The sequence below is a fragment of the Anaerotalea alkaliphila genome, assembly GCF_010179735.1.
Lineage (GTDB): Bacteria > Bacillota > Clostridia > Lachnospirales > Vallitaleaceae > Anaerotalea > Anaerotalea alkaliphila.
On record NZ_JAAEEH010000050.1, the window covers coordinates 1 to 16,181 of the forward strand.

Annotated in this window: 13 protein-coding genes; 10 read left to right on the forward strand and 3 right to left on the reverse strand. The window is 50.8% G+C overall.

The window, feature by feature from the left end; all coding sequences use genetic code 11:
- Window positions 1-384: 384 nt before the first annotated feature.
- Window positions 385-1,176, forward strand: coding sequence for a DUF169 domain-containing protein (locus GXN74_RS12955; RefSeq protein WP_212505809.1), 792 nt, complete (start codon window positions 385-387; stop codon window positions 1,174-1,176).
- A 154-nt stretch (window positions 1,177-1,330) separates the two neighbouring features.
- On the opposite strand, the gene GXN74_RS12960 is transcribed toward GXN74_RS12955, so the two are convergent.
- Complete coding sequence (locus tag GXN74_RS12960; protein ID WP_162371365.1) at window positions 1,331-3,391, reverse strand: BglG family transcription antiterminator; 2,061 nt, start codon at window positions 3,389-3,391, stop codon at window positions 1,331-1,333.
- A 293-nt stretch (window positions 3,392-3,684) separates the two neighbouring features.
- On the opposite strand from GXN74_RS12960, the gene GXN74_RS12965 reads away from it, so the two are divergent.
- The 8 genes from GXN74_RS12965 (at window position 3,685) to GXN74_RS13000 (ending at window position 11,427) form a co-directional block, all read left to right on the forward strand.
- Window positions 3,685-4,125 carry a PTS sugar transporter subunit IIA gene (locus tag GXN74_RS12965; RefSeq protein WP_162371366.1) on the forward strand — a complete coding sequence of 147 codons (441 nt, stop codon included), beginning with the start codon at window positions 3,685-3,687 and terminating at the stop codon, window positions 4,123-4,125.
- Window positions 4,122-4,868, forward strand: coding sequence for a nucleoside/nucleotide kinase family protein (locus tag GXN74_RS12970; RefSeq protein WP_162371367.1), 747 nt, complete (start codon window positions 4,122-4,124; stop codon window positions 4,866-4,868). Before GXN74_RS12965 ends, GXN74_RS12970 begins: the two co-directional genes overlap by 4 nt.
- The gene (locus GXN74_RS12975; protein WP_162371368.1) at window positions 4,868-6,253 is read left to right on the forward strand and encodes a PTS mannitol transporter subunit IIBC; all 1,386 of its coding nucleotides are present in this window, start codon (window positions 4,868-4,870) and stop codon (window positions 6,251-6,253) included. Before GXN74_RS12970 ends, GXN74_RS12975 begins: the two co-directional genes overlap by 1 nt.
- A gap of 157 nt (window positions 6,254-6,410) precedes the next feature.
- Window positions 6,411-7,679, forward strand: a complete 1,269-nt coding sequence (locus GXN74_RS12980) for a zinc-binding dehydrogenase (protein ID WP_343032826.1) — start codon at window positions 6,411-6,413, stop codon at window positions 7,677-7,679.
- Window positions 7,676-9,439, forward strand: a complete 1,764-nt coding sequence (gene ptsP / locus GXN74_RS12985; RefSeq protein ID WP_246208721.1) for a phosphoenolpyruvate--protein phosphotransferase — start codon at window positions 7,676-7,678, stop codon at window positions 9,437-9,439. Before GXN74_RS12980 ends, ptsP begins: the two co-directional genes overlap by 4 nt.
- Window positions 9,411-9,665, forward strand: coding sequence for an HPr family phosphocarrier protein (locus GXN74_RS12990; RefSeq protein ID WP_162371370.1), 255 nt, complete (start codon window positions 9,411-9,413; stop codon window positions 9,663-9,665). Before ptsP ends, GXN74_RS12990 begins: the two co-directional genes overlap by 29 nt.
- Complete coding sequence (locus GXN74_RS12995; protein WP_162371371.1) at window positions 9,662-10,498, forward strand: transketolase; 837 nt, start codon at window positions 9,662-9,664, stop codon at window positions 10,496-10,498. Before GXN74_RS12990 ends, GXN74_RS12995 begins: the two co-directional genes overlap by 4 nt.
- Window positions 10,495-11,427, forward strand: a complete 933-nt coding sequence (locus GXN74_RS13000) for a transketolase family protein (protein ID WP_162371372.1) — start codon at window positions 10,495-10,497, stop codon at window positions 11,425-11,427. The genes GXN74_RS12995 and GXN74_RS13000 overlap by 4 nt, the downstream gene beginning before the upstream one ends.
- Window positions 11,428-11,540: 113 nt before the next feature.
- Here GXN74_RS13000 and GXN74_RS13005 read toward each other — a convergent pair whose 3' ends face one another.
- Window positions 11,541-12,707: a levoglucosan dehydrogenase gene (locus tag GXN74_RS13005; RefSeq protein ID WP_162371373.1), complete on the reverse strand. Its 1,167-nt coding sequence runs from the start codon at window positions 12,705-12,707 to the stop codon at window positions 11,541-11,543.
- Window positions 12,708-12,718: 11 nt separating this feature from the next.
- Window positions 12,719-13,633, reverse strand: a complete 915-nt coding sequence (locus GXN74_RS13010) for a sugar phosphate isomerase/epimerase family protein (protein WP_162371374.1) — start codon at window positions 13,631-13,633, stop codon at window positions 12,719-12,721.
- Between the two features lie 258 nt (window positions 13,634-13,891).
- On the opposite strand from GXN74_RS13010, the gene GXN74_RS13015 reads away from it, so the two are divergent.
- Window positions 13,892-15,955 (forward strand): LacI family DNA-binding transcriptional regulator, encoded by a 2,064-nt coding sequence (locus GXN74_RS13015; RefSeq protein WP_162371375.1) that lies wholly within the window; start codon window positions 13,892-13,894, stop codon window positions 15,953-15,955.
- The last annotated feature ends 226 nt before the right edge of the window (window positions 15,956-16,181 follow it).

Consider the following 16,181-nt stretch of genomic DNA (forward strand, 5'->3'; position numbering starts at 1 on the left):
GGCACGGGGAAGAGTGGCGCAGCCCGCGTCCCTGAGCGCAGCAAAGCGGAGCACAGGGCCGGCACGGGGAGGAGTGGCGCAGCCCGCGTCCCTGAGCGCAGCAAAGCGGAGCACAGGGCCGGCACGGGGAAGAGTGGCGCAGCCCGCGTCCCTGAGCGCAGCAAAGCGGAGCACAGGGCCGGCACGGGGAGGAGTGGCGCAGCCCGCGTCCCTGAGCGCAGCAAAGCGGAGCACAGGGCCGGCACGGCGGACTTGGTGTACCGTTTGTTGTGTGAGCGCAGCAAGGCTTGATCATGAAGGAAAGTTAAATAAATATCATAATAAGTGCGGTAAAAATATGCTATAGTATAGGAAATTGAATTTTCAGTTGGAAGGCAGTCAAATATGGAGAATACAATGGATCGTAAGGAACTGGAGGGTTATTTTCGCAGTTACCTCCAACTGGACAGAAACGTCGTTGGTGTCAAACTCTATCAGTCGAAAGAGGAGTTTTGCAGACTGGACATAAAACAAAACAAACATAAAAACTATTATTGCCATATGGTGAACAAAGCATCCAATGGCAAGATGCGAAAAGGCGACCTGTCCAACTTCGCTTGTGAAACATCAGGAAAGTTGCTTGGGCTTGATGCTTTTTACGAAGAAAAAGAAGGTATAGACGGTTGGTATGACAGCGGTCTTTACGCAAACCGCAGGAACGCAAGGATTGAACATGAATCTGTCGTTCCTGTCAAAGGGCACAACACAGGCGTGGTCGTCGGCCCGCTGAAAAATTTGCCCCAAGACCCTGATGTCGTCATACTGGTATGCAATCCCTACCAAGCCATGCGCGTTGTCCAAGGTTACACCTATCATTATGGCTTCAAGTCTGATATCAAGATGTCGGGAATGTGCGGCGTATGTTTTGAATCTACGGTCGTGCCTGTGAACAATCAGGAATTTTCCGTATCCTTATTGTGTTCAGGCACCCGCTTCGTCTGCAAGTGGCCTGATGATGTGCTGATGGTGTCCTTTCCTTTCGGGATGGCAGGTAGGATCATCGATGGTATCATATCCACTGCACAGGCGTGTGAACCGAATCATAAGAAAACCGAAATAAAGCATAGATTGCATCACGATCATTTGAAGGAGAAGACACACCTCCATCATAATGAGGGATATTTCTATAGGAAATGACACCTGGGAAGGATCTATGCGGATTAGATTCGGGTATTCGATTTCCCCAAACAAAAACGCTTTCTAAGCAAAAACAGACATGCCACCCGCGATTGGGTGGCATGTTGCATTTTGGTGTTGGAAGATTGTTGCTGACCTGCGGTTGAGAGCCCGTTTAACTGCAGGAAGAGTCATCTGCCATATGGATATAGTTGAGGAGTTCCGCAGGAGTTTCAATTTGATTGGAGATGTTTTGCAGATCATGATCGATCAGGAGATTCGAGAATTCCGTCAGCGCATCCAGGTGGTCCGTGTCGTCAATCGAAGCGAAGGCTAAGATTACTTTCAAATATTTGTTGAAAGGAGTCATCACTTCGTTTTTCAATGTGATTAGAACGAACCCGGTTTTAAGCACATTGTTGTCGTTTTTTGTGTGGGGTATGGCAATCCCTTCTTTGATCACCATATAGGCGCCGTACTTCTCGAAACTATCGATGAGCGACTTCGTATAGCTCTGCTCGACATAACCGAGATTCACCAGTTTTTCTCCAGCGGCCTCCAGGGCTTCCCGCCAATCCTTCGCCTCCACATTCACGCTAATGTTTTCCAGAGGCAGGTGGTCTATCAAGCCCATTTTTGATTCAGTCAAATCGTCGATGATCATATCGCCCAAATCACCCTTTAGGATATCCGCGAGCATCTTGCGATTATAGGGACTCGGATTGCTCTTTAGGCTATCTACCAGCTTGGACAAAAGGAACATCTTACTGACCTTCGGGAAATTACACTGCTCCAGAATATTGAAATCATGGGCTGTGAGGACCGGGTTGACGATGACCACCGGCTTGTCGATGGTCGGGAAATCCCTTTTCGTCGTAGTGATCACCACATCCACCTCGTCCAGATGGTCGAATTTCCTCAAACGGTGCACGGGAATCGAATCCACGATGGTCACATCGTAATGCTGCTTGAGCTGCTGTCCGAGAAGCTTCGAGGTCCCATAGCCGAATCCACAGACCAGCAGCACATTTTTGTTGGGTTTCAGCCGGTACTGGTTCCGGTCGATTGCCGCACGAAAGTACAGGGTGATCAGCGACTTGTCCACCTCGTTGAAGTGATGCGCAGGCAGTCCATCGATGTCTCTGAGAACCTTCTCTACAATCGCATGGATTTTAGGGTAGAGCTGGCGGGAATCTTCCTCCACGTGAGGATCCTGCTGGACATGCCTGTAATGACTGTATAGCAATGGTTTCATGAAAATGATCAGATCTTTGATCAGTTCCTTGTCATAGGAAAGGTCGAGGCCATACGCATCGCTGAACCGTTGAATCAGCTTGTTCACAATAATTTCCACTTCAAACCAATTCTTATAGTAGGTGTTGGGGAAATTGTAGGAAGGACTTCCGATGAACAGATCCGTAATCTCTGCCAATTCATGTGGACTCAGATGGATGTGACAAGCATCGTTGAGCATGGAGACCTGATTTGCGATGACCTGGAATTCTGAGGTGGAAGTCAGATAAGCCTCATTGGGGTAGGGGGAAAGAAGGCTATTGTGAGGATTTCTCTTGACGGCCACGATCAGATAGGCCTTCAACATCTCGAAGGCATGGTCAGAAATGATATTGTCGGTTTCTATCTCGATGGCATAGAGAAAATCCTCCACCTTCGCGATGTCGATGCCATCGAGATAGCCATCGATAACCGGATCGGTGAGGAGATTCATTACACCCGCACCACTCATCTGTTCCAATAGAACTTCCATCTGAAGACTCCGGATATCGTTTTCCTGACCCTCGAGGGAAAGCCCTCTTCGATGGGACGGGAGGAGTTCCAGATGATAGGATGCAAGAATGGTTTTGATTTGCTCAAGGTCATTCTTGATGGATGTGCGGCTGACATCCAACTCTCTGCCGATCGTCGTAATGTTGATCTCCCCTGTGAGCGCGATGGTGCAGAGGATGAACTTTTTTCTCGCCTCAACAGAATATAAGAAATCATCGAGAGACTCCAGATACTTTGCGATCGGTTCTTTCTCTTCAACATATAGGCTGCCGCCTCTTTTGCAAATGATCGTCGGCAGCCCTTCATCCTCCAACACATCATTGATGTTTTCCAGATCGTATCTGATGCTCCGTACGCTGAGATCAAAATGATCGGCCAATTGTTTCAAAGACAAACCTTCGGAGTCCTCCAGTATCATATTGAGAATTCTCAATCCTCTTTCCGTAAACATCTCTTGAGCACCTCCTGCGTGTCTCATAGGATATAAAACTGCTATTGCCATGGAAAAAAGTGCCAAAAACCACAGATGCCTACTCGACTTGTGAAAGTACGTTGTGGGTATAAGTACACAGGATAAGTATACCATGGAAAGCTTTATTCGTCGATTTTCACATTTTTTCGAAAGGATGTGAAGGGTTTGGTCTAGTAGAAATTTCAAAAGAAAGTGAAAAAATCGCTAAGTTTCGCAAATGGTGCATCTGTCCTATAATAAAATCACAAAGACGACGAGAAAGGGGAAGCCTGATGATTACGAAATACTTAGAAGATCAAATCCAAGTGTTGGACACGGTGGGAACGTGGGAGGAGTCGATTGAAGTGGCGGCTCAACAACTCCTCAAGAAAAACTATATCACCCCGAACTATGTGAAGTCGATGATTGAGAACATCAATACCAATGGGCCCTACGTGGTCATCATGCCGGAGGTAGCCATCCCGCACTCGCGGCCGGAAGAAGGCGCTAAGAAAACAACGGTTTCATTTTTAAAGATAAATGACGCCGTATCGTATCCGGAAGGGAAGATGATCAAACTGATCTTCGTTCTAGCGGCAACAGATAGTGACAATCACCTGGAGCTGATCTCTTCACTGACCGATTTGCTGATGGATGCTGAAAAGGTAGAGAGACTAAAAGACGCCAAGACAGTAGAAGAAATCAAAGAGATCGTGCGTTCGGTGGAAGTATGAATGTTCTATTGAACGTCAATGGATTCGAGTACGAAGCGCATTTTGAACAGAGGGAACTGGATGACATCATCAAACCGTTGATCCTAAAGTTCCAAGAGCTTCATCAACGGAGGCAGCGAAGGATCATCGTCTTCTTGGCAGCGCCACCGGCAGTTGGGAAGTCCACTTTTTCACTTTTCTTGGAAAGCGTTTCTAAAGAAATGGAAAACGCCATCCCCGTACAGTGTCTGTCATTGGATGGGTTTCATCATACGAATGAGTATCTGGCAAACCACAAAGCCGTCATCGAGGATGAGGAGCGCTGCTTGTCCGAGGTGAAAGGCATGCCAGAGACTTTTGACCTGTCGACTTTCAAAGAGAAGCTGGTGAAGATGAAATCCGAAGACGTAAAGTGGCCAATTTATGATCGGAACCTACACGATGTCGTACCGGACCAGATCCCCGTTCACTCCGGAATCGTTTTGATCGAAGGCAACTGGCTGCTATTGGACGAACCGGGTTGGAAAGAACTCAAGGACTTGAGTGACTACAGTATTTTTATAGGTTCGAAGGAATCGATGTTGAAGGAAAGGCTCATCAACAGAAAGATCCGGGGAGGATCAACCCCGGAGGAAGCGGCGGCGTTTTATGAGAAGAGCGACCGCAAGAATATCGAGAGAGTGATGAAACATCGTCTCAAGGCAGACATGGTATTGGATATGCTGCCAACAGGGGAAAAAGTTATTTTAAAGGAGGATTCATAATGGCAGGATCTAAAAGAGCCAAAGTACAAGCATTCGGTGGGTTCCTAACAAGTATTGTAATTCCTAACATCGGGGCATTCATCGCCTGGGGATTTATCACAGCACTCTTCATCCCAACCGGCTGGGTTCCAAACGAACACTTCGCCAAGCTTGTTGGACCGATCATCGTGTACCTGCTGCCGTTGCTGTTGGGTTACACAGGCGGTAAACTCACCGGCGGCGACCGCGGTGCGGTCATGGGGTCGATCGGTACCATCGGACTGATTGTCGGATCGGAAATCCCGATGTTCCTGGGAGCCATGATCATTGGACCTGTCGGTGGTTACCTGATCAGGAAATTTGATGAAAAAGTCGAGGGTAAAATCCCAACGGGCTTTGAAATGGTCATCAACAACTTCTCCATTGGCATTATCGGACTTGGCCTGGCCTTGTTGTCGTTTCAATTCATCGGACCTGTGATCCAAGCCTCCAATCAATTTGTTACAGTGATGATTGAAAAGCTGGTCGCCACAGGCTACCTGCCGCTCCTGTCGATCATCAATGAACCTGCGAAAGTGCTCTTTCTAAACAATGTCATCGACCAGGGGATCTACTACCCGCTGGGGATGCAGGAAGCGCTCAACGCCGGAAAATCGATCTACTTCATGGTCGCTTCAAACCCCGGTCCCGGACTGGGCATGCTCCTTGCCTTCAGTGCTTTCGGTAAAGGCATGTCGAAAAAATCTGCGCCTAGCGCAATCATCATTCACTTTTTTGGTGGTATCCATGAGTTGTACTTCCCGTATGTGCTGATGAACCCCGTGATGATCCTCGCGATGATTGCAGGTGGGATGGCGGGAATCACAACCTTCAATCTGTTCGGTGTCGGTTTGGTCGCAGGCCCAAGCCCGGGGTCCATCTTTGCTTATCTCGCACTGACGCCCAGAGGCAACTTCCTAGGTGTAATCGCCGGGGTGGTCGCTGCGACGGCTGTAGCCTTCACCGTTGCTTCGGCAATCCTAAAGTTGCAGAACAAAGAGGTTGATGACGAAGAGCTCGAAATGTCAATGCTTCGATCCAAGAACATGAAAAAGGCTGGAAAAGCCCTCTTGAGCGGAGAAAAGGCCACCGTGAATTTCATTGCCTTCGCCTGTGATGCAGGTCTCGGAAGCAGTGCCTTGGGGGCGAATGCGTTCAAGAAAAAGCTCAACAAAGTGGGCATTGAGAAAACCGTCAAAAACTTTGCAATCGAGAAGGTGCCCCAGGAGGCCGATGTCATCGTCGTACACGCAAGCCTTGAGGAACGGGCAAAAATGAAGTTTCAGGATAAGCGGATTGTCACGATCGAGAATTTCATGGAGGACCCGAATCTAAATGATCTTTATGAGGAATTGACCACCGTATAGCAAGAAATCACGGGCGTGCTTTCACCACACCCGTGATTAGGAACGTACACTGCAACATGAGAAGAAAGGTGCATCTAAAACACACCTTTCTTCTTTTACAGAATGGACAGTGAGCGAGAGAGCGATGTCCATGGGACCCGAAAAGGAGGAGTGTGACGTGCGTACACGTGCGGCATCATTATACGGAAAGAAAGATATTCGCATCAGGGAGTTTGAGCTTCCGGAAATTTCTGACGACGAGCTGCTCGTCAAGGTGGTATCGAACAGCCTGTGCCTATCCACCTATAAAGCGGCGATCCTGGGTGAAGACCACAAGAGGGTACCGGAGACGATTCAATCGAATCCGATCATGACCGGACATGAATGTTCCGGAGTAATCGAAGAGGTGGGAAGCAACCTAAAAGATCGGTTCCATGCCGGCGAACGTTTCGTCCTGCAACCGGCCATGGGGCTCGATAGCGGTTACTCCGCCGGATACAGCTATGAGCACTTCGGAGGGAATGCGACCTACATGATCATTCCCAAGATTGCAATCGATCTGGGCTGCGTCTTATCGATGAAGGATGACTATTTCGCCAATGCATCCCTATCCGAACCCATGTCCTGCATCATAGGGGCATTCAATGCGAGCTATCATACGACACCTTATGTGTACGAACATGAAATGGGCATCAAGGAAGGTGGAAGTTTGGCGCTCCTGGGTTGTGCGGGACCCATGGGAATCGGAGCAATCGACTACGCCATCAATGGGAAGGTGAAGCCTAAACGGGTGGTCGTCACGGATATCAACCAGAATCGGTTGGACCGTGCAAAGCAACTGGTCACGGAAGAGGAAGCGGCTGAAAAGGGCATCGAACTCACCTATGTGAACACGTCGGGAGACGGAGTTGTTGATGCGTTGATGGAGCTTTCCGGTGGTCGGGGATATGATGATGTTTTCGTATTTGCGCCTGTGACCGAGCTGCTCGTTCAGGCGGATGAGATCCTCGGTAACGATGGCTGTTTGAACTTTTTCGCCGGTCCTACGGACAAACAGTTCAAAGTACCCTTCAATTTCTACAATGTCCACTATGCAAGCACCCACCTTGTGGGCACCTCCGGTGGCTCTACCGGTGACATGATTGAATCCCTTGAACTTTCGGCTGAGGGCAAGATCAACCCTTCCTATATGATCACACACATCGGTGGACTGAACGCGGCTCCCCATGCAATCCTGCACCTCAATGAGATTCCAGGGGGAAAGAAAGTGATCTATCCCCACATCGAAATGGAACTGACGGCCATCGCCGACTTCGAAGAACTTGGTAAAACCCAACCGCTCTTTCGTGAACTTCACCTAATCGTTGAAAAGAACAATGGCATCTGGTGCAAAGAAGCGGAAAGGCACTTGCTGAAGTACGCCGGTGCGTCGGGGGGGCGGGTATGACCCAGGAGGAACGGATCCTGTCAGGTGCGGCTGCTTCGAAAGGTATTGGATTCGGGAAGGCGTTTGTTCTTGAGAACAAACCGCTGGAAATCATCGAGAGGAACATCGACGACAAGGATGAGGAACTGAGGCGGGTGGAAGAGGCGGTCAGGAGGGCAGTGGAACAACTGGAGGAGCTCCGCGAGACCACTCGAAATACCATCGGTGAAGAGGAAGCGGAGATTTTCGAGGCGCACAAATGGATGCTGCTCGATCCTGAATGGACTGCGGGAATTCGCCAGCGCATCATTACGGATGGAAAATGTGCAGAAGTGGCGACCGAGCAAACTACGGCTGCTTTTGTTGAGATGTTGGCTGCACTGGAAGATCCTTACCTCCAGGCGAGAGCGTTGGATTTGAGGGATGTTTCTGAACGTGTGCTGCGCATCCTGCTGCACATTGAGACCATAGACCTCAGCCGGTTGAAGGGTCCCGTGATCCTGGTGGCGGAAGATCTCCACCCCTCTGATGTCGCCGCACTTGATCCGGCGGTGATCGACGGGATGGTTACGCGCCAGGGGAGCGAGACCTCACATAGCGCCATCATAGCCAGATCCTTGGGGATCCCGGCGGTGATGGGGGTCGTGAAGCTATCCGGAGCAGTGGAATGTAATGACCGGATCATAGTGGACGGGGATAAGGGAGAGCTGTTCATCAATCCTGCGGTGGATACGCAGGAGGATTACCTGCTGAAGCGCAAGAAAAAAGCGGCGTTCAAAGAGAGTCTTCAGGTGTTCCGCGGCAAGAAGACACAGACCTTCGATGAGGAAGAAGTCGAACTGGTCTGCAATATCGGGCGGGCAGAAGAGGCTGAAAATGTGACGTTGCAAGATGGTGAGGGGATTGGACTGTTCAGAAGCGAGTTCATCTATTTCGATCGCAAGGATGCGCCTGAGGAGCAGGAACAGTATCGGATTTACGCAAAGGTCCTGGAATCCATGGAAGGGAAACCCGTAATCATACGCACACTCGATGCCGGTGGGGACAAAGACATCCCTTATCTGAACTTGCCGCAGGAAATGAATCCGTTCCTGGGCCAGCGCGCCATTCGCGTTTGCCTGGACAGAAAAGACCTGTTCAAGACACAATTGCGGGCGATATTACGGGCGAGCGTTCATGGAAATGCCAAGATCATGTTCCCTATGATCAGTACGGTCACCGAATTATCATCCGCAAAAGAGGTTTTACAGGAGGCAAGGGAAGAATTGAAGGCAGAAGGCGCAGCTTTCAATCCAGAGGTTGAGGTTGGGATCATGATGGAGGTCCCTTCTGCGGCAATCATCGCTGACCAGTTGGCAAAGCATGTGGATTTCTTCAGTATTGGCACCAACGACCTGGTCCAGTATACGATGGCCACCGACCGGATGAACCCTGCTGTCAAGGGACTGTACAAGCCCCACCAGCCGGCGGTGGTCAGGCTCATCAATCAGGTCATCCAAGCGGGCCACCAAGCGGGCATTTGGGTGGGGATGTGCGGCGAGGCCGCATCAAATCCGATGATGATTCCGCTGCTCGTCGGCATGGGCCTGGATGAATACAGTGTTTCACCTTCCTGTGTTCTGGAAACCCGTTGGCTGATTTCGAAAATAGACCGCAAGAAAGCAAAAAAGCTCCTTCCACAGGTGCTTGAACTTGAAGGGGCAGAGGAAATCGAAGAAAGTGTACGACAATTTCTAAAGGAGAATGGTATCGATGGAAAAGAAAATAGTGATTTTGTCTGAATCTGGCCTACACGCCAGACCGGCTAGTCTCTTTGTAAAAGAAGCAGGGAATATGGCATCCGATGTAATCCTTGTGAAGGACGGAAAAGAGTACAATGGGAAGAGCATGGTAAGCATTCTGGGCCTTGGAGCCGCCAAAGGGACGGAATTGACCCTTCGCGTACCCGGAATCTCCACAGAAGAAAGCTTCGCCAAACTCTGCGCGATACTGGAATCGGCATCATGACAATCATGGACAGGACAAGAGGAAATCTTAGCAAAAAGATGGCAAGCCGGATCCGCAAGGATATCGTGGAAATGATCCATGCGGCGGGTTCCGGCCATCCAGGTGGATCCCTGTCTGCCGCCGATATTCTGGCAACCCTATACTTCGAAAAGATGATGATCAACCCGAAGGAGCCGGAGAAAAGGGATCGCGATCGATTTGTCTTGTCGAAAGGACACGCAGCACCTGCATTGTACGCGACGTTGTCCAGACGGGGATACTTTGATCCCTCGGTTCTCCTTGGTTTGCGCAAAATGGGCTCGATTCTCCAGGGACATCCGGACATGCGCAAGGTACCGGGTGTGGATTTTTCAACCGGATCCTTGGGTCAGGGATTCTCGGGAGCAGTTGGAATGGCCCTGGCGAATCAATTGGATCGATCCAGCGGGAAGGTTTACGTACTGCTCGGTGATGGTGAACTGAATGAAGGCATCGTATGGGAGGCTGCCATGGCCGCGGGGCATTATGGACTTTCCAATCTGATTGCGATTGTCGACCACAATGGTCTGCAGATCGATGGAACGAATGAAGAGGTGATGGATTTGCATCCCCTTGATGCCAAATGGTCCAGCTTCGGATGGCATGTCCTGATGGTGGATGGACACGACCATGAAGCGCTTCTTGATGCATACCAGGAGGCGGAGAAGCAGGACCGGCCCGTTGTCTTGATTGCCAATACAGTGAAGGGGAAAGGGGTGTCCTATATGGAGAATCAAGTGGAATGGCACGGGAAAGCTCCAAGTGATGCAGAGCTTGTGCAGGCGCTGAAGGAACTTGGAGGTGATCCATCATGAAGATGGCAACACGTGATGCATATGGTGCTTTTCTATCTACGTACGCCATGGACCATCCGGATATCGTTGTCTTGGATGCGGACCTTTCGAAGTCGACGAAAACGGCAGCATTTCAGACGGTTTGTCCGGATCGATTCTTCAATATGGGCATTGCCGAACAGAATCTGATGGGTGTGTCCGCAGGGATGGCAACCGTGGGGAAGATCCCTTTTGTCAGTACATTCGCCATGTTTGCGGTGGGGAGGGCCCTAGAGATTCTGCGCAACTCCGTGTGTTATCCCAAGCTCAACGTGAAGGTCTGTGCCACCCATGCTGGTCTGACGGTAGGTCCGGATGGCGCTTCGCATCAGACGGTGGAAGATCTGGCACTGATGCGCGCGCTGCCGAATCTGACCGTCCTGAATCCGGCGGACGGAATCAGTGCGCAGGCGCTTCTTGCGGCTGCGGCCCAATTGGAGGGCCCCGTCTACGTACGCTTGGGAAGAGCGAGCGTTCCCCTTTGCTATGAGGAACAAGAGGTCTTTGCAATTGGAAAGGCCAAGGAATTGAGGGCTGGCTCGGAGGCGACAATCATTGCCACGGGCATCATGGTACAAGAATCGCTTCAAGCGGCAGAGACCTTGGCAAAGGAGGGAATCGAGGTGCGTGTGCTTGACATGCACACCATCAAACCCATCGACCAGGAGGCGATTCTCAAAGCGGCAGAAGAAACCGGTGCGTTTGTTACCGTAGAAGAGCATTCGGTAATTGGAGGATTGGGGAGCGCGGTAGCAGAGGTTTTGGCCGAAAACTTTCCGGTGCCCATGAAGCGGATTGGAATCAAGGATGTTTTCGGTGAATCCGGCGAGCCCGAGGAACTGCTTGCTGCGCATGGATTGACAGCGCAAAAGATTGAGGAAGCGGTCAAAGGGGTTCTCGGTAGAAGATGAATCCAATGAATTCATAACTTAAACAGAAAGCCACCGTGTCCAAGCGTTTTCGGACATGGTGGCTTTCTGTTTGGGCAAGTTTGAAGCTGCGTTTTGCCTATTCTTGCATATTGTCAGCAGTTTGTCTTGACCCATTTTCTGTCCATGGAGGAGGCTTTGATAGCGTCACAGATCAATTCGATCTTGTATCCATCCTCGAAATTCGGGGAAACATCTTGGCCAGTGGCAATCGCTTGTATGAAATCATGGCACTCGATGATTTTGGTTTCTCCGTATCCAATACCCAGCGCGGGAATGGGCCAGAGGGCATCTCCGTTCGGATGGGATGGCCCGGTGTAGATGGTTCGGAATCCGCGCTTGTCGGCAGGGTCAGAGGCGAAGTAAACTTGCAGTTCGTCACGGCGTTCGTAATTGAAGAAGATGGATCCTTCACTTCCATGGACTTCAAAGGTGATGTAGTTGTTCCGGCCCCAGCCGTTGCGAGTAGCCTCGATGCTTCCAGATGCGCCGCTTCGGAAGTTCAGCAGGAACTTGACCTCGTCGTCCACGTCCACAGGACCTTTTTTCGCATGCGTCCCGGACTTGACGGTCCCCAGCTTGTCCGCGAATCCCTGCTGCAAAGGCCGTTCCGGGATATGGGTGTCTAAGGTGCCGCAAACCTCGTCGATTTCTCCTGCCAGATACCGGGCGATATCGATTACATGCGTGCCGATGTCTCCCAGGGTACCGGAGCCGGCAATCTTCTTCTGGAATCTCCAGGAAAGGGGTGCGTTGGGGTCTGCGGACCAGTCCTGGAGGTAGGTGCCACGAAAGTTCAGGATTTTTCCGATGGAACCTTCGCTGATGAATTTCTTCGCAAGCGCAACAGCAGGGGTGCGCCTGTAGTTGAAGGCAAGCATGTTTGTCACGCCGGCTGCCTTCACAGCATCCAGCATGGCCTTGGCCTCTTCGGTGGTTCGAGCGATGGGCTTTTCGCAAAAGATGTGTTTTCCTGCATTTGCCGCTGCGATGGCTATTTCGGCGTGGCTGTCGTTGGGAGTGGCAATGTCGATGATATCAATTTCAGGATCATTGACGATGTCCCGCCAGTCGGTGGTATGTTTTTCAAATCCGAAACGTGCGGCGGCATCCCGGGCCCCTTCTTCGGAAAGGTCGCATATTGTCCTGCGTACGGGAACGGCCGCCACGGGCCAGAAAAACATGGGCATGGTGGCATAAGCCGCCGAGTGGGCCTTGGCCATGAAACCGGCCCCGATTAACCCGATGTTATATTTTTTCATGATGGACCTCCTTAAATCACAAACTGCCGCATGTATCGGTAACTCAGCAGCAGGGAATTGTCAACGTCGATGGGGGTCTTCTCGAAAGCTTTGTCCTCGATTTCAATGCATGTGTATCCGTTGTAGCCGATATCTGTCAGTGCGGACACATATTTTCCCCAGTCCACATCCCCCAGGCCAGGCAACTTGGGGGACATGTATTCCAAGGGATATGCCATGATGCCCACATCGTTCAGGCGTTCGGGATACAGCTTGATGTCCTTATAGTGCACATGGAAGATTTTTTCCTTGAACTCGTAGATGGGGCGGATATAGTCCATTTGTTGCCAGACGAAATGAGAAGGATCGTAATTAAGCCCCAGGTTGTCGCTGGGAATCACCTCGAACATTTTCCTCCAAATGGCGGGGGTGGCTGCAAGGTTCTGGCCGCCCGGCCACTGGTCTGCCGTAAAGAGCATGGGGCAGTTTTCGATGGCAATCCGTACATTGTTCTCTTCTGCCAAACGGACGATGGGGGTCCATACATCTTTATAGGCTAGTAGGTTCTCCTCGATCGTCTTGTCCTGCATTCTCCCGATGAAAGTCGTTACGGTGGACACTCCCAGCAGGGAGGCGGCCTTGATTAGTTTCTTCAGGTGCTCCACGTGTTTGGCACGTTTTTCGAGGTCCGCATCCAGTGTGTTCGGATAGTAGGCAAGTGCAGAGATATCCACGTTCCTTTCCTTGCAATAGGAGAGAAGATGGCTGGCCTTTGCGTCATCAAGATCATCTGTGTCGATGTGGGATACGCCCGCATACCTGCGTGTGGCAGCTTCCCTAGGCCAACAGGCCAGTTCCACGCATTCATAGCCAATCCGGCTTGCGGTGTCGATCACCTCCTCAAAAGACTTCTTGTCCAAAATGGCGCTTACAAACCCTAATTTCATGAACGTTTCCTCCTTGAAAATTATTTGCGCAAATTTACTTAAAAATATTTTAGCACGGTCCGTCGGGAATGTCAACAGGGTATGGAAATGTTTGGAAAAGCAGTGCACAAGAGTGCTGGAGTGGCAAAACGGCATTTGCGAAAATTTTTATAAGAAATGCCGACCCGGGTTGACATGCGTCCAACGGCGTATTACAATTAGAAAAAATCAAGTAAATATCAATGGAGCTCAGGTCGGAGAGAATGGTAGAGTGATAATATGGCGACAATCAACGATATAGCGAAAATGGCAGGGGTTTCCGCGGCGACGGTTTCCCATGTGGTGAACAAGACCAGGTATGTGAGTCCTAAACTTGTGAAAAAGGTGGAGGAAGCGATCGATGCGCTGGAATACCCCCCTAATTTCGTTGTTAAGAAGAAGAAAACAAAAGCCGCCGAGGTGGACATGGAGTATGTGCTTTTTCTGGCAGAGGACATACACAACCCCTTCCATGCGGAAGTGGAAAGGGTCGTCCAGAAAAATATGGAAAATGCGGGGTATCCATTGGTTTCCCTGAGTTATGGTGAAAATGGCAGGAAGCTGGACTTGTATTCCCAATTGCTTCTGGCGCCTGAGAGTGCGGTGGGGATTGTTGCCTTTCCTGGAGCGCAGGAGGCCCACCTGCTGGAGCTCCTCCGCGAAGCGGAGGCCCCGGTCGTGCTGGTCGGAAAGAAGGCGGAAGCTTACCAGGCGGACACGGTTCTTTCGGACAATTATGGGGGGGCGTACAGGGCGACGAACCACCTGATCAAGAGTGGCCACGAATACATCGCCATCGTAAGTGGCGGCAGGGGAACGGAAGTGGACATGGAACGCATCAATGGATACAAGGCGGCGCTGGAGGACAATGGCATCGCCCTGAGCCCGGAATATGTCATTTCGGGCCTGGACAATGAAAAGGAGATTTTCCAGACGCTGGTTTCCATGAATGCGCTTGAAAATCCGCCTACGGCGGTCTTTGCAACGAATTACAGGATGGTCATCTCCATCCTGCGGTTCATTGGTGTGAACAACATTGAATGTCCCAAGGATCTTTCGATCATCAGTTTCAATGACTTCGAATGGGCGGAGTTGCACAATCCCTCCATAACAACAGTTGCACAGGATACGAAAAGCATAGGGGAGGAAGTGGCCCGCCTGCTTTTGGAAAGGATGCGGGAGCGCAGGTTGAAAGGGGGAGGGGATTCCGAGGAATCTGGAGGTGCGGATTTCAAGGAGATTGTTGTTCCTACGGAGTTGCGCATTCGGGCCTCCACCAGTGGGATTGGAAGAGGACCCTTTGGAGAAAAAGCGGCTTCCATGGAGGTCCTGCAGCTTTCCGAATCGGAAAAGCGGCTTGTCCGTGTGGGGAAATATACCGCCGCCGTTTCCTTTCATTACACGGGAAAGGCGTGGGCGCAACTGCACGAGCAGGGGATAAAGGATGAGTTCAATTCCCTGGGCATCTCCTTGCTGGCGGTTACGGATGCGCACTTCAATCCGACGATGCAGAGCAAACAGTTGGAAAGTCTGTTGACGATGGAGCCGGACATCCTGATCAGCATCCCGGTGGACAACGAGGAAACATCGGAGGCTTACAAGAAAATTGCCCGCAGCGAGACGAAGCTGGTCCTGATCACGAACGTTCCGAATGGGTTGGGCGTGGAGGATTATGTGACTTGCGTATCCGTGAACGAACATTCCCATGGGCGCTCTGCGGGCAGGGGATTGGGAGAATACATGCATCGGCACAATTTGCGCAACGTAGGAATCGTGCGGCACGGAGCGGTCTTTTATGCCACGAACCAGAGGGATGATGCGGCGGAGCAGATTCTGCTGGAAGAGTATCCTGAGCTGACCGTCTGCGGAAAAACTTTCTTCGAGAGAGAAGAGGAGGCGTATCAAAAAACGATTGAGCTGATGAAGATGAACCCTGAAATACAAGGGATTTACGTGTCCTGGGAGGGGCCGGCGGCGCAAGTTGTTGCGGCCCTTGCGGAAATTGGAAGGACGGATGTGGTCGTGTCCACGGCGGATTTGGAGTATGTCCTTGCCTTGAACATGGCAAAGGGCGGGGCTGTAAAGGCGATCAGCGCCCAGCGCCCCTATGAGCAAGGGAGGGCCATGGCCCTGGCTGCTGCGAATGCGCTGATTGGAAAGAAAGTTCCTTCGTTCATTGGAGTGGAGCCTATTTATGTGACCCAAGAGAATCTTCTCAAGACATGGGAAACTGTATACAAGGAGGCTCCGCCGATTCAGTTGGCCAATATCTTGAAGAGCCCGAACGTCATGGAAAAAGAGTAACAGATGGAGGTAAGGAAAAACGGAGCCGATTAGCAATACGGAGCTCCGTTTTTGTTTGGAAAAAACAAGAAAAAGCATATTGAAATTGATGTAAAAGCACTGTCAAGCGTTTTTGAAAATGTCCCGAAAAACTTATAACATAGGCACCAGCTATTGCTGGTGCTTTTTTGGTCTTGGGCGTGATGCAAGGGAGCGGCATTTATTCCACGGACCTGTTTACAGCGAG